8 protein-coding genes are annotated in these 22,055 nt (G+C 74.3%); 4 read left to right on the forward strand and 4 right to left on the reverse strand.

Annotated elements, in window-relative coordinates:
* The first annotated feature begins 41 nt into the window (after positions 1–41).
* From J2S44_RS30740 to J2S44_RS30755, 4 genes are all read left to right on the forward strand, one after another.
* Positions 42–7,130, forward strand: coding sequence for a hypothetical protein (locus J2S44_RS30740; protein ID WP_310420993.1), 7,089 nt, complete (start codon positions 42–44; stop codon positions 7,128–7,130).
* Between the two features lie 14 nt (positions 7,131–7,144).
* The gene (locus tag J2S44_RS30745) at positions 7,145–9,172 is read left to right on the forward strand and encodes a hypothetical protein (protein ID WP_310420995.1); all 2,028 of its coding nucleotides are present in this window, start codon (positions 7,145–7,147) and stop codon (positions 9,170–9,172) included.
* Between the two features lie 170 nt (positions 9,173–9,342).
* Positions 9,343–17,040: a hypothetical protein gene (locus tag J2S44_RS30750; protein WP_310420997.1), complete on the forward strand. Its 7,698-nt coding sequence runs from the start codon at positions 9,343–9,345 to the stop codon at positions 17,038–17,040.
* A 112-nt stretch (positions 17,041–17,152) separates the two neighbouring features.
* Positions 17,153–17,431, forward strand: coding sequence for a hypothetical protein (locus J2S44_RS30755; protein ID WP_310420999.1), 279 nt, complete (start codon positions 17,153–17,155; stop codon positions 17,429–17,431).
* Positions 17,432–17,599: 168 nt separating this feature from the next.
* Here the strand turns inward: J2S44_RS30755 and J2S44_RS30760 are convergent, their stop codons facing one another.
* The 4 genes from J2S44_RS30760 to J2S44_RS30775 all read right to left on the reverse strand — a co-directional run bounded on the left by J2S44_RS30760 (position 17,600) and on the right by J2S44_RS30775 (position 22,046).
* Entirely contained in the window at positions 17,600–18,253 is a 654-nt protein-coding gene (locus J2S44_RS30760) for a response regulator (protein WP_310421001.1), read from the reverse strand.
* Positions 18,250–19,782, reverse strand: coding sequence for a sensor histidine kinase (locus J2S44_RS30765; RefSeq protein ID WP_310421003.1), 1,533 nt, complete (start codon positions 19,780–19,782; stop codon positions 18,250–18,252). The genes J2S44_RS30760 and J2S44_RS30765 overlap by 4 nt, the downstream gene beginning before the upstream one ends.
* Positions 19,782–20,153: a hypothetical protein gene (locus tag J2S44_RS30770; RefSeq protein WP_310421005.1), complete on the reverse strand. Its 372-nt coding sequence runs from the start codon at positions 20,151–20,153 to the stop codon at positions 19,782–19,784. Before J2S44_RS30770 ends, J2S44_RS30765 begins: the two co-directional genes overlap by 1 nt.
* Before the next feature lie 111 nt (positions 20,154–20,264).
* Positions 20,265–22,046, reverse strand: coding sequence for a multicopper oxidase family protein (locus J2S44_RS30775; RefSeq protein WP_310421007.1), 1,782 nt, complete (start codon positions 22,044–22,046; stop codon positions 20,265–20,267).
* Positions 22,047–22,055: the final 9 nt, after the last annotated feature.

Genomic DNA, 22,055 nt, shown 5'->3' on the forward strand with positions numbered 1-22,055 from the left:
GCGCCGTCGGAGGTACGGCGGCGCCGGGTGAGGAGCACATCATGGCGAACGCCGGGGATTTCCGTCTTGTCTGCGCGGACGGCCGTTTCATCGCGGTACCCGGCGGCGTCTTCTACCACGACGGTCCGATGGCGGAACCGGTCGACCCGGCCGCGCTGGCCGGTGCCCTGCGGGCGCCCCGGGTGGCCGGCGCGGTCGCGGTCTTCGTGCCGGAGCGCGCCCGGACCCGGATCGGCGCGACCGACCGGGTCCGCCGCGCGCTGGACGACCTGCCGGCACCGGCCCGGGACCGTCTGGTGCTCGGCACGCCGCCCGGCGAGGCCGCCGACCAGGCGGCCTGGCTCGGGCTCACCGACGAGCTCGGCCTGGCCAGGCACGCGGCGTACCGGCCGGGCCTGACGCCCTCGCGGCGCGTCGTCCCACTGGACGCCGCGGGTCTGGAGAACCCGGACCACCCCGCGGCGGTACGGGTGCTGCCCCGCGACCAGGCGGCCGCGCGCGAGACGGTGCGCGCGGCCCTGGACGGCACGCCACCCTCCTGGGAACGCCTGGAGCTGCTGGCCGTACGGTCCGCCGCGATCCGCCGTGAGCTGGGCCTGCCGCCGGGACACCGCGGCCGGTCCGGCGCCGGGTACGCGCTGGCGGCCGGGATCGCGTTGTTCGGCGTGCCCGGCGGCGCCGACCCCGCGACGCTGCGGCGCGACGTGCGGCAGATCCCGGCGGACGAGGTGCTGCGCGCCTGGGGCGGGCCGGTGGCCGCGGTGGACGCCGGTGAGCTGGTGGCCGCGCTGGCCGCGGCGCCGGGGTCGGGTGCGCTGGTCCGGGTGCCGGCACCCGGCGCCGGCCGGCCCGGCCTCGTCTGGCTGGTGTCCCGGCCGGGTGGTCTGGTCTCGATCGATCTGGAGGCCGACGACGACGCCCCGATCCGTGTGCTGACGCCCCGGGACGCGGTATCGATGCTGGGCACCGCCCCGGTCGCGGCCCGCGTCACCCCGCACGGCGAGGCGAACCCGCAGGGCGAGACGGAACCGCGTGGCGCGGCCGGACCGCGTGGCGAGACGGAACCGCGTGGCGAGACGGGACCGCGCGTCGGCCCGGCAGCGGGCGGAGCCGTGGCCCCGCCGGATCCGGCCGATTTCACGGCTGCCGGGATGCGGGCGCTGACCGGCCGGATCGTGGCGCGGCTCGGCTCCGGCAGCGGCGACGTGTACTGCGCGGCCGCGATCGGTGTGGCCCGCGACGAGCTGTTCGGCCGGTTCGGCGTCGCGCTGACCCCGCCGGACGGCCGCTCCCGCGACGACCTCGACCTGCACGACGGGCTCTGGGCCGGCTGGGGCGCGCCCCGCACCTGGCCGCGGACCACCGGCTGGGCGGAGATCGGCCGGATCGTCGGCGAGGAGCCCGGCCGCGTCGCGTTCGTCCTCTCCGGACGGCCGGGCGCGATCGGCCACGCCTTCCTGGTGGTGAGCACGGCCGACGGCGTGCTGTGGGTGGACCCGTCCGCGACGCGCGAGGCGGACCGGGTCCGCACGCATGCGGAGATGACCGTCCCCGGCCGCGACGGGCTCCCGAAGGCCGCCGGCGCGGTCGACCTGCGCACCCGGATCTTCCGCCGGGACGGCACCGCGGTGACCGTCCCGGTCGCGCCGCCGGAGTCCGCGGGACCGGACGCGACCGCGCTGGCGATGACCGACCGCGCCGACCGGCGCTACCGCGGCTCCGGTGTCGAGGACGAGGAGTCGGTGATGCTCTTCCTCCCGCCGGGCATCGTGCCGAACGACGCCCGCAGCCAGGTCCTGGCATGGGGACCGGGCCACACGTACCGGATCGAGGTCGAGACCAAGGGGTTCTTCCTGGGCGCGGACGGCCTGCTGTACGCCTCGCCGGTGGACGCGCGGGCGGCCGGTGGCGACGGCCGGGCGACGACCGTCGCCATCATCGAACGGGTCAGCGGGATCCTGCGGTCGCACCCGCACGAGGTGAACCGGCCGGCCCCGGAGCCGGTCTTCGACGCGTTCGGGCGGATGGCCGCGAAGACCAGGACGCTGCCCGGCTCGGACGGCGGCGGACCTGTCATGCCGCTGACCGAGTTCCTCTCCGGGCTCGACCTCGACCTCGAGTTCACCGACCTGGGCCTGCGGACCGCGGTCGGGCGCCCGCCGGTCCGCGACGAGCCCGGCTCGCACTACCACTACACGCACGGCGTCGTGCTCTCCGGGATGCGCGAGTTCCTCGAGCACGTCCGCGACAACACCTGGCGGAACCTGGACCTCGGCTACCTGACCCAGGAGCACCTGACCGACGGCCTGCGGTTCGGCGATCAGCTGGCCGAGTGGTTCCTGGAGGACGGCCCGGAGGCGTCCGGCACCGCGAACCTGATCGCCGGGTACGCGGCCCTGTTCTACGACAGCTTCGCCGGTGCCGCCACCTGGCCGATCTACGCCGGGCTGAACAAGGTGGAGATCGCGGTGCTGTCCCGGGTCGACGCGTTCGCCGACATCCTGGAGCGGATGCCGATGGACGTGGTCGAGTTCTTCGGCGAGAACTGGGACCGGATCTGGGCGGAGCTGCAGTTCAGCATCGGCGCCCGGATACCGGACTACACCACGCGTTACCGGGCCAGGAACCACGACGAGCGGTTCTTCTTCAAGGACGACTTCCGGCACGCGCTCACCCACGGGCGGCTGCACACGCTCGAGGAGTACGCGCGGAGCGCGTTCGTCCTGGACGCCGAGCGGGTGACGCAGTGGGACGCGATCGGATACACCACCGCGGCCCCGCTGGACCTGGCCGGCGGCGCGCTCCTGCGCGAACACGTACCGGTCGAGGTGCGTTCGTACGTCGCCCGCCGGATCACCGCCCGCCGGGCGCAGCAGCTGAACGGGGAGCTGTCCCGGCGCGCCGCCGCCGCGTACGACGCGGCGCTGGCCGTCGGCCCGGCCGAGCGTGCCGCCGGTGCCCGGGCCTGGCTGAGCCCGGTCGCGGACACGGAACTGCGCTGGGGCAGCCCGTACGGCCGGCCGTCCGCCGCGGTCCGCCGCCTCGAGGCGACGGCGGCCGCGCGGGGACGCCAGATGGTGGCGCTCGACGGTGCCGGCGAGGAGGCCGCCACCGAGCTGTCCTACCTGCTCCGTGACGAGCCGGGGCTGGCCGGCAGCGCGCTGTTCTGGGTGCCGCTGCTCGACCGGGCGCTCAACGACGTCCGTCAGGCGCACCGGCTCAACATGATCTATCCGGTGATCACCCGGTTACCGGGGACGCTGGGTGCCGCGAATCCGGTGGCGGCGCGGTACTGGCGGGTGGTGACGTTCGACAACCGGGTGATCGAGCTGGGCGAGGGTGACCTCACCCCGGATCGCCTCGGGGCCGCGCTCGACCGGCTGGACACGCTGGCCCGCGCGGTGCCGCAACCGGAGCGGGTGCCCACGCCGGCCCTGACCACCGCGGAGCTGACCACCCTGTTCCGGGACGTGGTCGCGTCCGGCCGTCGCCTGGCCCGGCACACCGGCGACCGTACCGTCGCGGAATGTCTCGCCCTGGTCAAGAGCCTGATGGGGCGGCTGCACCGCGCCGGGGTGCGGGTGCCGCGCACGCGGGAGGAGCCGCTGCCGGGCACGTGGCTCGGCGACCGGCAGGACTGGGAGCGGTTCGGCGGCTGGGAGTCGCTCGCCGGCGACCCGCGGTTCACCCCGGGCTCGACGGCCGTGGTGCTGACCGAGCGGGCCGGTGCGCCGCACGGGCACGTCTACGCCGCCTATCGCACCGCTGACCAGGGCGTACGGTGGGTGAACCTGACCGATCGCGGCGGGAAGCCCCGGGCCGGCCGGCCCGGGGAGACGCCGGCCGACTTCGACGCGGACACGTACACCCGGATGATCGTGATCGGCCCGGACGGGGTGGTGGTCCCGGCACCGGAACGACCGGAGCCGGAGTCCCGGTCGCGCACCGCGTCGCTGCTGGACCCGCCGGTGAGCAAGGGATACCGCGGCTCCGGCGTCGAGGACGAAGAGACCGTGATGCTCTTCCTCGGCGAGGGGCAGGATCTGAGCACGCTGCGCGGCGCGCTGCTGGCGGTGGGCACGTACGGCGGCTTCCGGGTCGAGACGGACACCAAGACGGTCTACCGGGGCGCGGACGGCCGCTACTACATCGACCGGGCGGACGCGATCGCGGCCGGCGGCGACGGCCGCGGGGTGACCACCGCGATCATCGAGCGGGTCAGCGGCATCATGCGCTCGCACCCGCACGAGTTCCAGCGGGACGACCCGGATTGGGTCTTCGACGCGTTCGCGCGGATGGCGGAGCAGACCGCGAAGCTGCCCGGCCCGTACGGCGCCGGCCCGGTCATGTCGCTGCACGAGTTCCTCGCCCGGTCCGGCGTCGACGTCACGCTCACCCCGCTCGGCGCCGACGTCTCGGTCGGCCGCCCGCCGGTCGGGGAGGCGCCCGGATCCCACTACCACTTCACGCACGGCGTGGTGCTGTCCGGCATGCGCGACTTCCTCGAGCACGTCCGCGACCACACCTGGCGGGACCAGGACCACGGCTACCTGACCCGGGACCACCTGACCGACGGTCTGGCGTTCGGCGACCGGCTCGCCGCGGACTTCCTCGCCGCCACCGGCGGACCGGAGGCGGCGGCGACCGCGAAACTGGTCGCCGGGTACGCGGCGCTGTTCTACGACAACTTCGCCGGGGTCGCCACCTGGCCGGTCAGCGAGCACGGCCTCAACAAGGTGCAGATCGCGGTGCTGTCCCGGGTGGACGCGTTCGCCGACCTGCTCGACCGGCTGCCGGCCGAGGCCGTCACCTTCCTCGGGGAGCGGTGGGGGACCATCTGGGAGCGCCTGGAGGCGAGCGTCCGGGCGCGTATCCCGGACTACGACGAGCGCCTGCGCGCGACCGGGCGTGCCCCGGAGTGGACGGTGGGAAACTTCCACCTGGTGCCGACGCATCGGTCGTTCACGCTGCAGCAGTACGCGAAGAGCGCGTTCGTGGCCGGCGCCGAGCGGGTCACCCAGTCGCAGGCGATCGACTTCACCACCGAGGCGCCGCTGGACCTGGCCGACGGCGCGCTGCTGATCGAGCACGTGCCGGTCGAGGTGCGCTCGTACGGCGCGCGCCGGCTGACCGCCGGCCAGGCCCGGTACTGGAACGAGCAGCTGACCCGGCAGGCGAACCGGGCGTACGAGGCGGAGCTGGCGCTTCCCGCGGCCGTGCGGGCCCGGCGCGGGACGGCCTGGCTGGCCGGGGCACCGGAGCCCGGCGTTCGCTGGCTCAGCGCGCAGCCGGGCACCCCGGACTGGGCCGGCGCGCTCGGCCGGACCGCGACGAGGATGCGCCACCCGCTGGTGGTGGTCGATGTCGCGGACGGCACCGACATGGCGGCCGCGCGCCTGTCCGCGCTGCTCGCCGCGGAGCCCGAGCTGGCCGGCACCGCGTTGTTCGTCGCGCCCTCCTACGACGGCGGGCTCAACGATCTCCGCCGGGCGTACGGGCTCAACATCGTGTACCCGATCGAGGTGGAGCAGCCGGACACCGGGGCGGTCGACGCCTACTGGCGCCTGGTGACGTTCGACAACCGGGTGACCTACCTGGGCGCCGGCGCGTTCACCGCGCGGACCTTGATCATCGCGATGGACGGGGCGGACACGGCGGCCCACGCGGGTCTGGCGGTGTCCGGCGACGTCGAGGTGCGGCGGGTCGAGGTGGCCTACACGGCCCCGCCGGTGCCGCCGCCCCTCCTCGCGCCGCAGAACCCGGTCGCCGAGCTGCGCGCCCACGTCGACGCGGCCACCGAGCGGGTCACCGAGGTGGTGAACCGCTTCCCGCACTCCGTCGCGGCCGAGCTGGTGCGCACCGCGCTGGAGCGGCTGAGGAGCGCGGAGCGGCAGCCGCCCACCGACGACGACGTGACGGATCTCCGGTTTCTGCTGGACCAGGCCGCGGCCGAGGTGCTCCGGCTCGATCCGGGCGCCGAACCGGTGCTGCGGCCGCTGTGGTCCGGGCGGCACCGGGCGGCCCGCCCGCTGCCGCCACCGCGCAGCATCGGCCCGTGGACGGCCGGTGACCTCGGCGAGCTGACCGCCGGTGTGCGGCGGCCGGTGCTGACCGTGGACCTGAGCGGCCGGACGCCGGCCGCGCTGGACGAGCTGGAACGCGCGCTCCGGGCGCACGAGTGGTGGGGCGAGGTGCCGATCGTCGTCGCCACCGTCGGCAACGGGGTCACGAACGACGCGTTCGCCGCGCTCCGCGAGCGCTTCCGGCCGGTCGTCGTGCAGGCGGAGGCGATCGTCGGCATGGACTTCCGGATGGTGTGGCGGCTGTCCGGTCCGGACGGCACGCAGGTGATGCAGCGGCCGGGACTGACCGCGACGCTGTTCGAGGAGGCGGCACGGTTGCCCGCCGCACCGCGCGGCGCCGCGCTGCCGCCGGTGCTCGCCGGCCTGCTCACGGCCGGTGACGGCGCGGCGGAGTACCACCGCGGAAACGCCGCGGAACTCAGCGACCCGGGGGTACGGGACGCGCTCGACCGGCTGATCGCCACCGCGCCGGACGGGGAGCGGCTGGCCGGTTTCCGGGTCGCGCTCGGCCTGGACGGCACTGCCACGCACCGGCTCGCCCCGGCCGTGCGCAGCCTGCTCGACGTCGAGCCGCCGTACACCGGCGGCCCCGTCCCGGCGTCGTTCGCCTACGACTTCCTGGCCCTGGCCGGCGCCGGCCGCCGGGAGCGCTTCGCCCTGGACGGCCTGCTGTTCCAGATCGCGCTGGCCGGGCGGATGACCCCGGACGCGGTGCTGGACCTGGTGCGCGCCGGTGCGCGGACCGCGGTCGACCGGGCCGTGGCCGTCGTCTTCGAGGCGGTCACCGAGGTGATGGCGCTGACCGACGAGCAGGCGGCCAGGGACCCGGGCACCGACCCGGTCCTGCGGGCCGTCCTCGCCAAGGTCCGGAAGGTGTCCGACACCACCCGACCACCGGGCGCGCCGCCGCCGGACTGCCTGGACCCGGTGGACCGCGCCGCGTTCGTCGGCCGCCTGGACGGCCTGCGTGACCTGTTGCGCGGCACCGGGCGCCCGGCCCGCGCCGCATTGATCGAGACCCTGACCCACACCCTCTCCAACTGCTGACCCGGGAGCCTGCCGTGACCCTTCCGCTGACCCAGCGCGTCATGGACGCGATCTGCCTCGACCACATCATCCCGACCGATTCCGGCCTGCACCTGCGCCGGGACGGGATGGCCGCGCTGACCGACGACCCGCTGATGCTGGCCGCGTTCGACGTGATCGCGCCGGACGGCTACACGTACATCACGCTCGGCAAGGGCATGACGGAGGCGTTCGACGACCTCGCGCCGGCCACCACCCGGGTCGGCGACGACGGCGTGCGCACACCGGGCAACGCGGGCACGCACGGTCAGCGGGTCGCCCGGGGCCTGCTCTACCAGTTCCTGAACGGGCACCCGGACTACGCGCTGGACCGGATGGTGGAGCGGCCGCTCGGCGAGCACAACCTGACCGTCGCGGACGCGGCGGCGCGCGCGGACGCGGCCGGGCTGCCGGTGGACATCCTGGCGACCGTGGACCTCGGCGGCGTCGACCGGAACCGGCTGATCGGCTTCTCCCGGGACCTGCGGATCGTGCCGGTCGACCAGGCGCAGCTCCTGCGGGTGATGCCGGCCCGGCACTGGGCCCCCGATCCCTACGCGGGTCAGGGGAAGGAACTGCTCGACGGCGTGCTCTCCACGACGTACCCGTCGGCCCGGATCGTCTTCGACGGCCAGGGCGGCGTGCGCATCGGCCTGCCACCGGCGCTCGTCGCGCACGCCTACGGCGAGGTGCTGCGCCGCAGCGGCACGCCGCTGACCGTGGCGGACTTCCCGAAGACCGCCCAGCTGATCCAGGGGTACGGTGACCTGCTCGCGGCGATCGCCGGCAGTCCCATGGGCTCGCACACGCTGGTGCAGGTCGGCGACCAGGTCACGCTGGCGATCAACGACGCGCGCGGGCTGTCCTTCGTGGACCCGGGCACCGCGCAGGCCACGGTCTTCGCCGCGGACCCGGCCGGGCCGATCCGGATCGCCCCGCTCGGCGGCGAGATGGACCTGGAGACCCGCCTGCTCGACCTGGCGGCGGACCGGCCCGGCGTGGACGGCCCGCGGCAGCCGGTGCGGCACTCCGGTGCCGCGGCCGCGTACCGCGACTTCGGCGGGTCGCGGACGCTGGACGTGATCGGCGGGGTGCCGTCCCGGTTCATGGACCGCGTCGCGGAGGCCGCGGCCCGGCTCGACCAGTCCGTCGTGGTGATCGGCTCGGAGCGGCTGTCCGACGCGCCGACCCCGGCCGAGCTGGCCGCGCTCGACTGGCAGCTGTTCCAGCACACCAACAACCGCGGCGTGCCCGTGGTGATCACCCGTGGCACGGTCAGCGGCGAGCTGCGCCGGATCGTCGAGCACTACCGGGTGCCGCTGCTGCACCAGACCGCCGGCACCGGCACCGGGTTCAGCCTGGACAACCTGTGGGCCGGCGTGGGCGGCGCGACCGCGGTGCCGCCGGCCAAGGAGATCACCGCGGATCTGCTGGCCGCGTACGCCGGCCGGCGCCGCGTGTCCACACTGCCCAAGGCCCCGGACGCGCTGTCGTCGTACCTGGCCACGCCGCTGGAGAACGCGGACGCCGTCCGGACGGCGCTGGCCGAGCACGGGACCGCGCTGCGCGAACTGCGGCCCCGGATCGCGGAGTTCGGCGCGTCCGGTGTGTTCGCCGCGCACGCCGCGTTCCTGGACGTGCTCGACCGCGACCCGGTGTTCGCCGACACGCTGCTCACCTACCGCGCCGGTGGCGACGACAAGGCCGACGGCCTGTTCGCCGCGGTCCCGGCCGTGGCCGCCCAGGAGCCGGCCGCGCGCGACGCCGCGTTCGCCGAGATCGACGCGATCACGCTCGGCACGCTCGACGACGGCGCCAGCCGCGCCATCCTCAAGGCGTTGCACCTGCACCTGCAGGGCGCGGACACCGAGACGGTCAAGGGCATGATCTACAGCCACAGCACGTACCTGCCCAGGGACGGCCGCACCCAGTGGATCCGCCGTCTCCAGGACCTGCAGAAGCAGATGCCCCAGCACGCCGAAGGCCTCAACCAGGTCGCGCTCTACGTGACCACGTGTCCCTGACCGGACGCCCGGCCCGCCTCCGCACCGAGGCGGGCCCGCGGGCCGGATACCTGAAAAAGGAGCCTAGGAGGGGCAACTTCTGTTAATTGATGGTGAACCGTTGATCCGGTCGCCACGTCAGTTGGTCATCGGTGCCGCCATGTCCGGCGGGACGGGGTGAGGAGAGCGGCGTGGCGAATGCCGGGGCCTTCGGACTGATCTGCGCGGACGGCCGTTTCATCGCGGTGCCGGGCGGCGTCTTCTACCACGACGGGTCGATGGCCGATCCGGTCGATCCGATAGCGCTGACCGGCGCGTTCCGGGCCGACCGCGCCTCCGGCTCCACCATGGTCTACGTCCAGGAGCGGACCCGGCTCAAGCCCGGCGCGATGGAACGACTGCGCCGCGCGCTCGCCGACCTGCCGGCGCCGATCCGTGACCGCCTCGTCCTCGGCACCCTCCCCGGCGAGAGACTCGACCAGGCGACCTGGCGGGAACTCACGGAGCAGCTCGACCTCGCCAAGCACGCGCCGTACCGGCCCGGCATGGAACGCTCCGGCCGCGTCGTACCGCTGGATGAATCGGGTCTGGAGAACCAGGACAACCCCTCGGCGGTACGTGTGCTGTCCCGCGCGCAGGCCGCCGCCCGGGAGACACTGCACGCCGCGTTGACCGGCGCGCCCCCGTCCTGGGACCGGCTCGTCGCGCTGGCCGGCCGCGCGTCCGCCATCCGCGACGACCTGCTGGTGCCCTCGAGGCTGAGCGGCGACGAGCAACGCAGCCCGCTGAGCGCCACGTACGCGCTGGCGGCCGGCATCACGCTGTTCGGACTCCCGGCCGGCCTCGACGAGGCGGCGCTGAAGCGTTCCGTGCGACCGGTCGGCGCCGACGAGGTGCTGCGCGCCTGGGGCGGATCCGCGATCCCCACCGACCCGGCCGACATCGTCACCACCCTGCTCGCCACGCCCGGCTCCGGCGCCCTGATCCGGACCGACGCCACCGGCACGGACCCGGTCCTCGGCTGGCTGGTCTCCCGGCCGGAGGGCCTGGCCTGGATCAACCCGGGACTGGACGGTGGCGCCGCCATCCGGCTGATGCCGGCGCGGGACGCGGTGGCACTGCTGCGCGCCCTGCCCGGTGCGAAGCCCGCCGCGCTCCGGGTCGATCCGCGGAACCGTCCGGCCACGGACACCGCCCCGGCGCCCGGTTACGACTACTACGTCGGTGCGGCCGGGATGCCGCCGGTACCACCGCTGCAGGTGACGTCGCGGCTGCCGTCCTCCGTGGACGGTGTGCGGGCCGCGGTCGACGGCGCGCTGTCACGGTGGGCGGCGACCAGCGACCGGGTGCTGTCCGCCATCGACGTGGTGCGCGGATCGTCCGAGGTCTCGGCGCCGCGCCGGGCGACGGCGGAGGCGGTGCGCGAGGTGTTCGACCGGTTCGGGCCGGCGCTGGAGGAGCTGGCCGGCCGGCTCCCCGGTCTGTCGGATGACGCGGCGCGGACCCGGGCCGGGGCGGTCGTGGAGCGGTACGAGCTGGTGAACCAGATGCTGGTGGCGCTGCTGGGAGATCTCCCGGCCACCGCGGTGCTGTCGCCGGTGTCGGAGATGGTACGGGCCGGCCGGGTGCTGGCGCCCGCGTCCGAGATGTTCCGGGCGCCCGGCGGCGGCGCGCTGCCGGACGGCCCGGTCACCGGGCTCCCCGCGGCCGACGAGCTCACCGTTCTCATGCAGGACGGCACCGGCCCCACATGGGCCGTGTCGACCGCGTCGGCGCTTCCGCCGTACACGGTGGGGGTGGCGCCGGACGGTTCCTACGTCGTGGCCAAGCCGCCGGGACCCGGGGACGACAAGCCGTACGGATTCTCCGGTTTCGAGGTGTTCGGCCCGGACGGGCTCCCGCGCGGGACGATCGAGGCGTCGATCGACGCGACGGAGCCCGGCCCGGCGACCGGCGGCTTCGTCGCCACGGACTTCCTGACCAACCTGTCCGACGTCGCGGATGCGCTGGACCTGACCACCTTCTACGCCACCGGCGTGAGCGCCGGCGAGTTCTTCCTGTCGCTGCGGGTCGGCAACGAGAAGGTCTGGGACATCCGTGAGAACGCGTACGGGATGGAGGAGCTGTCCGGCCCGAACGCGAATCCGCGTGACTACCGGCAGGAACGGACGGTCAGCCACGAGAAGGCCCGTGAGCGGCTCGAGGAGCGCGGCTGGACGCTCCCCACGGACGGGTTCGCCGCGAGCCGGGTGCTGCGACCGGCGTGGACCGGCGTCGATCCCGGCTGGGCGCCGGTGGTCGTCACGGCGGACGGCATCGAGTCGCTGTCCGTGGTCATGGAGACGCTGGACGGCGAGTCGGTCCGGCTGGTCTCCGGCCGCTACCTCGACGACGGTGGATTCGCCGTGGTCAACCCGGACACCGGTGCCGTCGTCGGGCGGTTGCACTCCTGGATCGGGCAGGACCGCGTCCCCCGGTGGTCCGGCGAGGCGCTCTCACCGTCGGTCGCCCGGGCGTTCGGCGCGGAGGACCTGACGGCGGACGAATTCGTCCGGGCCGTCGTGCGCGGTGGCACGCGCGTGCGGGACGATCTGGCCATCCCCGGGTTCGGCCTGTACCGCCTGGAGCTGGACGAAGAGGTCTTCCTGGTCCGGGCGACGGTCGACGCGGACGGACGCGTCGTACGGGCGCGCCGGCCGCTGGCACTCGACGAGGCCGTGTACGGCGGCCCCGGGGCGCCCGCACCCGACCCGATCGCCGAGCTGCGCCGTGCCGGGTGGACGGTGTGGACCGGTCACCGCAATCGCGTCGACGCGCGCACCCGGACGCTGACGATCGACCCCTACAGCGGGTTCGCCTGGAACGCCGTGACCACGGCGCAGGCGCATCAGTCGCACGCGAACGAGCTGCGGGTCTTCCCGATGCAGGTGCAGGACCCGGACGACTGGGCGTCCGACGCGTCGACCGTCGGCCCGAGGTCGGTGGCCGGGGACGAGGAGCCGGAACCGTCGGGCTTCGATCAGGCGGAGGCGGCCCGCGACGTACTGCGCAACTGGGACGGAGGGCCGCACGACCGGGCACTCGCCGGGCTCGACGAGGCCATGGCCGACCCGGGAGCGCGGCCGGAGGACGTGGCCGCCGCCCGCGCCGCGCTGGACACGTTCCGTGCACTGCTGGTGCGGCACTCCGAGGGGGACATCAGCTTCGACCCCGATCAGTATTCCAGTCCGCTCCAGGAGCTGGTGCGCACCTACACCGAGGCGGAACGGCTGATGTCGCGCGCGGTGCGCGGCGCGCACGCGCTGCCCACCCTCCACGAGTTGCATCGACCATCCCTGATCGAAGGTTACCCGGAGCACACCGTGGGTGTCGCGCCGGACGGCTCGTTCGTCGTGGCCAGGGCGGCCGCACGGGGGGTGGACGAGCCGCACGGCTTCCGGGGCTTCGACGTGCTGGGTCCGGACGGACGGTTCCGCGGCACGATCGAGTCGACGACCGAGGTGTCGGACGACTCCGTCATCATCCGTCTCGGGGACGTCTCCCAGATCCCCGGCGCCGTCGCGCTGAACATCTTCTACGCGGCGGAGCTGATGAGCGATCACGAGTTCCTCGACGTGGTCGACGTGCACGACGAGGAGATGCGGCGGTTCCTCCGGGACGAGCTCGGCATGCGGGGGCTGCCCTTCCTCCTCGACGACATCAGCATCTATCGCCTGGAGCGCGACGCCGCCCCGGAGGCCATGGCGGATCGGCTGATCGCCTCCGGGTGGACCCTGCCCGGCGGGGACTTCTCCGACTCGTACGAGCTGCGGCCCGAGTGGTCGGACGAGGCCCCGGACTGGGCACCGACGCTGGACGGGGAGCCGCTGGCGATCGTGACGGAGACGCTGGCCGGTGGCTTCTCCCGCCGGGTGTCCGGTCGTCACGCGCCGGACGGCGTGTTCGAGGTGGTGTATCCGGAGGTCGGTGAGGTCGTGCGCCGGCTGCACGCGTGGACCGCGCCGGGTGGCGGCGAGCGCTGGTCGGCCGAGCTGCTCCCGGCGGCCGACCGGAGCCACTGGGAGGAGGCGCGCGACCGGGCCGGCCTGCCGGAGATGACGGCCGAGGAGTTCGTCCGTCACGTGGTGACGAACGGGGAGCTCCTGCGCCTGGACCGGCTGCTGCTCGGCTTCCGGCTCTACGGGATGGTCCTCGGCGACGAATTCGTCCTGGTCCGGGCCATGGTCGACGTCGAGGGGCGAGCCGTCATGGCCCGGCCTCCGCTGGCGTTCGACCGGTCGCAGTTCCCGGCGGACCTTCGCGACCCCGCGCCGGCGCGCCGTCGTCTCGCGGACGTCTACGACGCCGGGTGGACGGTGGAAACCGATCGCACGAACGACAGCAACCAGTATTCGCGCTCCGTGACGCTCAATCCGTACACGGCCTCCGCCTGGGACACGCTGACCGAGGTGCACCAGAGGCGCCACGTGCCGGCGCCCGAATCTCCGCAGCCCTTACCGGTGATCATCCCGGGCCAGATGCCCACCGAGGACCTCCTGGACGCTGTCGGGGAGAGCGACGACGCCACGCGCCGAGCCGAGGCCGAGCGCACCTCGTCGTCGGTGCGGGCGCTCCGGGACGAGATCACGTCGATGTTGCCCACCACGATCGCCGAGGTCGAGGCGGTGGTCGATGCCGCGCGTGCTCGCCTGCGCGAGTTGCAGACCTGGGCCGACGCGCTGGCCCGCGACGACAGCCGGACCGTACCCGCGTCGGTGATCGCCGGGATCCAGGGGCTGGCCCTCGTCGGCCGGCGACTGGACGACCTGGCCGCTGAGCTGAGCACGATGCCGCTCGACGAGGCGCTCGACGATCTGTCGTCCGTCATGAGGCACTATCACGAGGCCGACGTGCGGCTGATGGACGCGCTGCACGGTGCCACGCCCCTGCCGCCGATGGGCGTGATGTTCCGGCCGGGCTCCCCGGTGTTGCCGCCCTACACCGTCGGCCGGGCCGCGGACGGTTCCTACGTGGTGGCCAGGGCGCCGGGGGAGGGAGACGCGCAGCCGCACGGTTTCCTCGGATTCGACGTGTACGGCCCGGACGGGCGTCCGCGGGGCGTGATCGACGTCGAGCTCGACGAGGACGCCGAGAGCGTCGTCATGAACTGGCTGGGCAACGCCTCGGCCGTGCCGGGTGGGCCGGACCTGGCCGTCTTCTACGCCACCGCCTCCGGCGTCAGCGACCGTCGTCACCTCGACGTGGTGTACGTCGCGGACGAGGACGAGCGGAGGATCTGGGAAGGGGCCTACCGCATGGCGGCCCGGCCGACCTCCGTCGAAGGCGCCCGCGATTACCGCCAGGAGCGGGGGACCGCCCACGCGACGGCCCGCAAGCGGCTCGGAGAGCTGGGCTGGACGTTACCGGACGGCGACTTCGCGGTCCCGCGTACGCTGCGGCCGGCGTGGACCGACACCGAGCCCACCTGGGCGCCGGCCGTGGGCGGGCAGCCGCTCGACGTGATCCCGGAGACGATGGGCGACGGCAGTACCCGTCCGGTCTCCGGGCGCCGGGTGGCCGAGGACGCCTTCCGGGTGGTGGATCCCGCCACCGGCGAGGACCGTCACCTGCTGCGATCCTCGGCCGGCCCGGACGGCGGCATCCGGTGGACGGCGCCGCCGCTGTCGCCGGACGACCTCCGGCACTTCGCGAGGATCGCCCGCGGCGGTGGCTGGCCCGGTGCGGACGACCCCCTCGCACACTTCGAGCGGAGAATCGGCGAGCGCAGCGGACCGGGTGTCGCGGACACCGATTCCCTCGGCCTGATCGTCGCGATCGTCACGCAAGGCTCCCGGCTGCGTGACGACCTCGTCCTCCCCGGCTTCGGCCTGTACCGGCTGACCTCGGGAACGCGCACGGCGATGGCGCGGGCGAAGGTCGCCCCCGACGGCCGGATCATCGAGGTGCGCCCGCCGTTGGCCGTCGACGAACTGCTGCAGACGCACGACGGGCACCACCTGCTCACCGAGCTGCGTGCAGCCGGTTGGTCGATCCAGGTCGGGCACCGGAACATCGTGGACGAGGGCAAGAGCGTCCTGGTGCTCAACCCGTACCACGCGGACGGGTGGGAGGCGCTCGCCACGGCGCACCGGGCCTCGCGCAGCGCGTACCGCCAGGCACTCCACCTCCGGCAGTCGGTCGCGCTCGCCGTCCCGGCCATCACCTCGACCCTGGCGGACGATCCGGACGAGGGCCGGGTCGTCGCCCGGCTCTGGCGGGACGCGGTCAGCGGCCTGCGATCGGTTGTCACCCGGGCCGAGAACTCGGGTGAGATAGCCGAGGCGCAGCTCCTGGCCGAGCTCCGACACGTCCGGCAGCTGCTGGACCAGGCCGCGAATCGCGTCGTGAGCCTCGGCGGGGGCACCGGATCCGCGGTCCATTCGCTTCTGCGGCCGCTGCTGATGCCGCGGCCCGCCCCGGAGAACCCGGAGATCTTCCGGGCCGACGTCGCCTACGCCGATCCGCCGGTGCTGCCCCGGATGCCGGGCGTGCGCTCGGCGGGGGATCAGGTCGCCGAGTTGCGCCGGCACGTCGACGCGGCGGAGGCACGGGTCCGCGCGGTGCTCGACCGGTTCCCGCACTCCGACGCCGCCGAGGTGGCCCGGACCGCGCTGCGGGAGCTGGAGCGGGCCGAGCGCAGCACGCCCGGCGAGTCCGACGTGCGGAGCCTCCGGTTCCTCCTGGACCAGGCCGCGGCCGGCGTGATCCAGCTCGACCCGTCGGCCCGCACCGTACTGCGGCCGCTGTGGTCCGGCCGCCGGACGCCGGCCCGGCCGGTGCCGGCCGCGCGCAGCCTCGGGGCGTGGGCGGACGGTGATCTGGCGTCGCTCACCGCGGGCCTGCCCCGTCCGGTGCTGTCCGTGAACCCGGCGGCGATGACGGACCTCGAACCCGCGCTGCGCGCGCACCAGCGATGGGGCGAGGTGCCGGTCGTGCTCACCACGCTGGGCACCAAGGCCACCGACGAGGTGTTCGCCGGGCTGCGTGAGCGGTTCCGGCCGGTCGTCGTCCAGCAGGCGGTGACCGGCGACATGACCAAGGTGTGGCGCCTGATCGATCAGCACGGTGTCGTGGTGCGGGAGGCGCCGGCGCTGACCGCCGAGCTGCTCCGGACCGCCGGCGGTCTCCCGGCCGCGCCGCACGGCACCGCGCTGCCCCCGGTCCTGGCCGGGCTGCTCACGGCCGACGACCCGGTCGCCTACCAGCGGACACACGAGCAGGAGCTGTCCGACCCGGGGGTACGGGACGCGCTCGACACGGCGATCGCGAACGACCCGGACGGGGCGCGCCTCGCCGCCTTCCGGGTCGCGCTCAGCCTGCCGCCCGGCCCCGCGGAGCGGCTGGTCCCGGCCGTGAGCAGTGTGCTCGCGGTCGAACCCGCCTACACGGGCGGGCCGGTCCCGGCGTCGTTCGCCTACGACTTCGCGGCACAGATCGACGGCCGGAAGGAGCGGTTCGCCATGGACGGGCTGCTGTTCCAGCTCGTCCTGGCCGGGCGGATCGCCCCGGGCCAGGCACTGGACCTGTTGCGGGCGGCCGAGCGGACCGCGGTCGACCGTGCGGTGACCGACGTCTTCGAGGCGGTGCTGGACGCGGTGGCTCTCTCCGAGCAGCAGGCGGCCGGCGACCCGCACACCGATCCGGTGCTGAGGTCCATCCTGGACCGGGTGCGGACGGTCGCCGTCACCGCGCGGAAGCCGGGTGCGCCGCCACCGGACTGCGTCGACCCGATCGACCGGACCGCGTTCGTCGGACGTCTGGACGCGTTGCGCGACATGCTGCGTGACTCCGGAAGTCCCGCGCGGGCCGCCGTGATCGAGGCGGTCAACTACACCCTCGCGAACTGCTGACCGGACGGTGATCCGGGTCATGTCGTGAACGGACGGTGAACCGTGGATGATCCGGCGACGTCGTCACGCCGTCGGAGCGTCGTCAACACGGCGGCGCGGGTGGGAGCGTGACATGTCGACTGCCGGTACCGTCCTTCTCGAGCGCCGGCCGCAGCCGGCGGTGGTGCACGACCCGGACCGCATCGGCCGTGCCGTGCTCGACGCCGTCCGGCTCCACCTCCGCGGCGCCGGCCGGCATGCCGTGGTGGACGCGATCCACGGACATCCCACGTACGCCGGGGCCGGTGGCCGTGCCGCCTGGGCCCGGCGCCTCCAGTCGCTCAAGGGCGAGATGCCGCAGTACGCCGCCGTGCTCGACCGGATCGCGGTCCATGTCATGACCTGCCCGTAACTGCTGTCCATCGTGGACCGCCGCCCGGTCGAGGCGTCGCTCTCCCGCGGCACCGCGCTGTTCCACGCCGACATCCCGGCCGCCCTCTTCGGCCGACGGCATCGGCCGGGCGGTCTCCGCGCGTCGATGAGCCAGGTGGACGGTCGGCTCCGATGCATGACGCCCAGCCTATGCGAGCAGGCCCGCCTGGGTGGCCAGCAGCGCGGCCTGGACCCGGTTCTCGCAGTCCAGCTTCATCAGGATCCGGCTGACGTGCGTCTTGACCGTGCTCTCCGTGATGACCAGCGTGCCGCTGATCGCGGTGTTGGACAGGCCGCGGGCCAGGAGCCGCAGCACCTCGGTCTCGCGCTCGCTGAGCTCGGCCCGGGCCAGCCGCGCCACCGCGTCACCGGAGACGCCGGAGCCGAGGCCGCGCAGCCGGGTGACCGCGTGCCGGGTGACCGGCGGGGACAGGAACACCTCACCGGCCGCGGCCGCGCGCAGCGCCGGACCCAGTTCCTCGGCGGCGGAGCTCTTCAGCACGAAACCGGCGGCGCCGTGCGCGAGCGCCTCGTCGATGTACTGTTCCTCGCCGAACGTGGTCAGCATGATCACCCGGGTCGGGCCGGTGATCGCGCGCAGCGCGGCCAGCCCGTCGACGACCGGCATGCGGATGTCCATCAGCACCACGTCCGGTTTGAGCCGCTCGACCGCCTCGCGGGCCGCCCGGCCGTTCGCGGCCTCGGCGACCACCTCCACGTCCGGCAGTGCGCTCACCACCAGGCGGATGCCGCCGCGCGTCAGCTCGTCGTCATCCGCGATCACCACCCGAAGGAGACTCACTCCAGCATCTCCTTCGACACCAGCGCACCGTCGCGGAAACAGAAACGGTACCGGCCGTTGTACGAGTCCGCACGGAAGCCGACCTTCGCCTGATAGGTCAGGCAGGACAGGCTGGCCGCCGGGTCCGGGTCCTCGACCGCCGCGTCCGGGCGCGGCAGCCGCGCACGGACCTCCGCCTCGGCCGTGCCGACCTGGATGGCGTCGTAGGTGTCCCGGCCGAGCATGTACTGGTCGACCGAGACCCAGAACGTGCCCGCGCACAGCGCCAGCACCATGGTCACCGCGCCGGCGATCAGCACCCACGCGCGACGCCGCGACCGGTCCACCCGCCGCAGCTCGACCCGCATGTCGTCGGCCGGGCCCGGCGACGGCGCCTGCGGGCTCAGCGGCAGCGTGGCCGCGACCCGGAAGCCGCCGTCCGGTTCCGGCCCGGCGTAGAGCACGCCGCCGGTCAGCCGGACCCGTTCCGCGAGCCCGCGCAGCCCCTGCCCGCTACCGCGCGCGCCGGTCGGCTGCCCCGGGTCGTTGACCACCTCCGCGACCAGCGCGTCCGGCTCGTACCGCAGCGCCAGCCGGATCTCGCCGCCGCGCGCGTGCCGGAGCGCGTTCGTGACGCCCTCCTGGAGCGTCCGGTACGCCGCGTGGTCGATCAGCGGGTGCAGCGGCGCCGGCTCGCCCTCGCGGTGCAGCGTGATGCGCGCACCGGCGGAGACCGCGCCCTCGACCAGCGCGCCAGCGTCCGCGAGCCGCGCCGTGACCGGCACGCTCTCGTCGCCGTCCCGCCCGTCGCGGAGCACCGCCAGGATCTGCCGCAGCTCGTCCATGGCCTGCGTGGACGTGGTGTGCAGCAGCGACACCACCTCGTCGGTCCGGTCCGGCTCCCGGCCGGCGACGGTGCGCAGCGCGCCGCTGTACAGCGAGATCAGCGTGAGCCGGTGCCCGAGCGAGTCGTGCATCTCCCGGGCGATCCGGGTCGCCTCGCGCACCCGTACCCGCTCGGCGATGGTCCGCTGCTGTTCCTCCAGGTACTCGGTGCGCTCCCGCATCAGCCGGAGCAGCTCGTGGCGCTGCGCGGTCATCCGGGCCACGATCCCGGGCAGGGCCTGGAAGACCACGAACGAGCCGGCCGTGAACAGCACCTGGGCCAGGCCGGGCTCGGCCGCCCGCAGGTCGCCGAGCAGCAGGATGACCAGCACCGCCAGGAACGTGCCGGTGATCCGCACGGTGCCGCGCACCCGCAGCCCGGCCGAGACGCTGAGCCCGAACAGCAGGAACAGGCCGTTCTGCCCGGTCACCGCGCCGAGCACGGCGGCCAGGACCAGGACCGTCGCCGGGTACGCCCGGCGCAGCGCGACCAGCACGACGACCGCGAGACCGACCGGCACGGCCACCACCGCCGGCAGCTCGACCCTGGTGACGCCGGGCAGCCCGACGACGGTGGCGGTGAGGACGAGCGCGAGGCCGGCCTCATAGGCGAGGCGCGCCGGCCCGGCGGACCGGACCGCGCGCCACCACGACGACATGTTCATTACTCCGGAAGACTAATGCGGCTCTTCTCCGCGAGCGCGCCGCCGACGAAGCACAGCCGCCACATCGGCTCCTGCCCGACGTCCTCCAGCGGCTTGACCCCGTAGTAGATGCAGGACGCACCGGCCGGCATGCCCTGCTTGGCCGGGTCGTCGCCGTACAGGTCCCGGTCGGTGACGTTCTCCAGCGGCGCGGGCAGCGCCGCCCGGACCTCCGCCTCCGGCGTGCCCTCCTTCTGCGCGTCGAACTGCTGCTGCGTGATGCTCGCGTCGACGAGCTGCTTTCCCATGTCGTACGCCTGGTAGGCGAACCACCCGACGCCGCCGCAGAGCACGACGAGCACGACGCTGATGACGATCGCGACCTTTCGCATGACCACTCCTCGGTATCGCTGGAATGACTCCAGCCTCCCGGGATCCGGCGCCCGCATCGTCGGTGCAAAGTCCGATCTTCACGGGCGGCGGTGGTACGAAAGTGCCATCCGCTACTCGGGGGAGTGGTCCGACGAGTACGGCGTCGTGACGCCCGCGTACGCGACGTGCATGATCATGCCGTTCGCGCCGTGCTCGAAGTTGTGGCAGTGGTCCATCCAGATGCCCGGGTTCGTCGCGGCGAACTCGATCTCGTACAGCTCGCCGGAGCCGACGTTGAGCGTGTCGGTCCACCACGGGCTGCCGGTGACCGGCACGCCGTTGCGGGTGAGCACCCGCACCCGGTGCCCGTGCAGGTGGAACGGGTGGTCGATGATGCTCCGGCTGGCGATCCGGACCTTCACCCGGTCGCCGCGGTTCACCTCCAGCGTCGGCACCGCCGGGTAGAGGCGCCCGTTGATCGAGCTGCTCACCCAGCCGAACGTGCCCTGGCTGAACCCGAACCCGTCGTCCAGCCGCAGGTCGAACGTGCGCTGGTGGGTGACCGCGGCCGGTGCGGCGCCCGCGCCGTAGGACAGCCGGTCGAAGGCCTGCCCGCCGCCCGCGGTCACCGGCGCGGCGGTCCCGGCCGGGTCGAGCGTCAGCGAGGCGTCGCCGGACCCGGCCGTCACCGCGCCGTCCGGCATGGTGAACGCGACGTCGTAGCGGCCACCGGCCGCGAGCGGCAGCTCCGTGCCGGACGCGAGCGGCGTGGCACCCTCGACCGGGTTGCCGTCGTGCGCCGCGACCGTGAACGGCACCCCGGAGACCCGGACCGCCTGCGGTTCCCGTGAGCTGTTCACCAGGCGCAGCAGCACCTCCCGGCCGGCCGGCACGGCCTGGTGCGCGGGCCGGTCGTCGCGGTCCAGCGCCACCGCCTCACCGCCGGGCCAGACGTGCGTGAAGACGGTCCGCTCGAACCGGTCCGTCGCCGGGGCGTCCGTGACTATCAGCGCGCCGAACAGTCCCTTCTGGACGTTCTCCGAACCGTCCCGGTGCGTGTGGTACCAGTAGCTGCCCGCCCGGGTCGGCACGAAGCGGTAGACGTGCCGCCCGCCCGGCATGACCGCGTCCTGGGTCACGCCCGGCACGCCGTCCTCCGCGTTCGGCACGTCGACGCCGTGCCAGTGCAGCGTGACGCCCTCGGCGACGTCCGTGTTGATCAGCGTCACCTCGACCAGCCGGCCGGTGGCCACCCGCAGTTCCGGTCCCGGCGCGGTGCCGTTGAAGGTCAGTCCCGGCACGGTACGGCCGGAGGCGAGCGTGACCGGGCCGCGCGCCGCGGTCATCGTGAACCGCACGTCCGGCTCCCGGTCCCGCGGCCCGGTCAGCTGATCCACGCGCACCTGCCCGTCGCCGTGCCGGTGCGCGTCCGCGGCCGCGCTGTTGGCCCGCTCCGTGACCACCAGCGTGATCGCGGGGATCACCAGCGCGAACACGGCCAGCCACGGCATCGTCGCCAGGCGCGAGCCGGACCCGCGCCAGCGGTCGATCATCGCGGACAGGCCGGCGACCGCGGCCAGCGCGGTCAGCGACCCGGTCACCACGAACGCGGCATCCCCGGGCCCGAACGGCACGAGCAGCCACCAGACCGACAGCAGCGCACCGGCCGCGGCGACGTGCGTGGCGATCCGGCCGGGCCGCCACACCGCCCAGGCCAGCGGCAGCACCGCCAGCGGGATCTGCGAGATCAGGCGGGAGTCGGCGAGCAGCAGGCCACCGGTGGCCAGCAGCCCGGCGACGGCCGCGCGGGCGGCCACCAGCGCGGCGAGGACGTGGAGCCGACGGCGTGCCCGCCGGACGCCGGCGACCGGCGCGGCGACCAGGACCAGCGTGGCGAGGACCAGATCGGTCATGATGAGGAT

The sequence above is a fragment of the Catenuloplanes niger genome (assembly GCF_031458255.1).
GTDB lineage: Bacteria > Actinomycetota > Actinomycetes > Mycobacteriales > Micromonosporaceae > Catenuloplanes > Catenuloplanes niger.

Excerpts from the sequence above, each read along its gene's own strand:
- J2S44_RS30740 (WP_310420993.1), top strand. The coding sequence starts at position 42 with ATGGCGAACGCCGGGGATTTCCGTCTTGTCTGCGCGGACGGCCGTTTC.
- J2S44_RS30770 (WP_310421005.1), bottom strand. The coding sequence starts at position 20,153 with ATGCGAAAGGTCGCGATCGTCATCAGCGTCGTGCTCGTCGTGCTCTGC.
- J2S44_RS30775 (WP_310421007.1), bottom strand. The coding sequence starts at position 22,046 with ATGACCGATCTGGTCCTCGCCACGCTGGTCCTGGTCGCCGCGCCGGTC.
- J2S44_RS30765 (WP_310421003.1), bottom strand. The coding sequence starts at position 19,782 with ATGAACATGTCGTCGTGGTGGCGCGCGGTCCGGTCCGCCGGGCCGGCG.
- J2S44_RS30755 (WP_310420999.1), top strand. The coding sequence starts at position 17,153 with ATGTCGACTGCCGGTACCGTCCTTCTCGAGCGCCGGCCGCAGCCGGCG.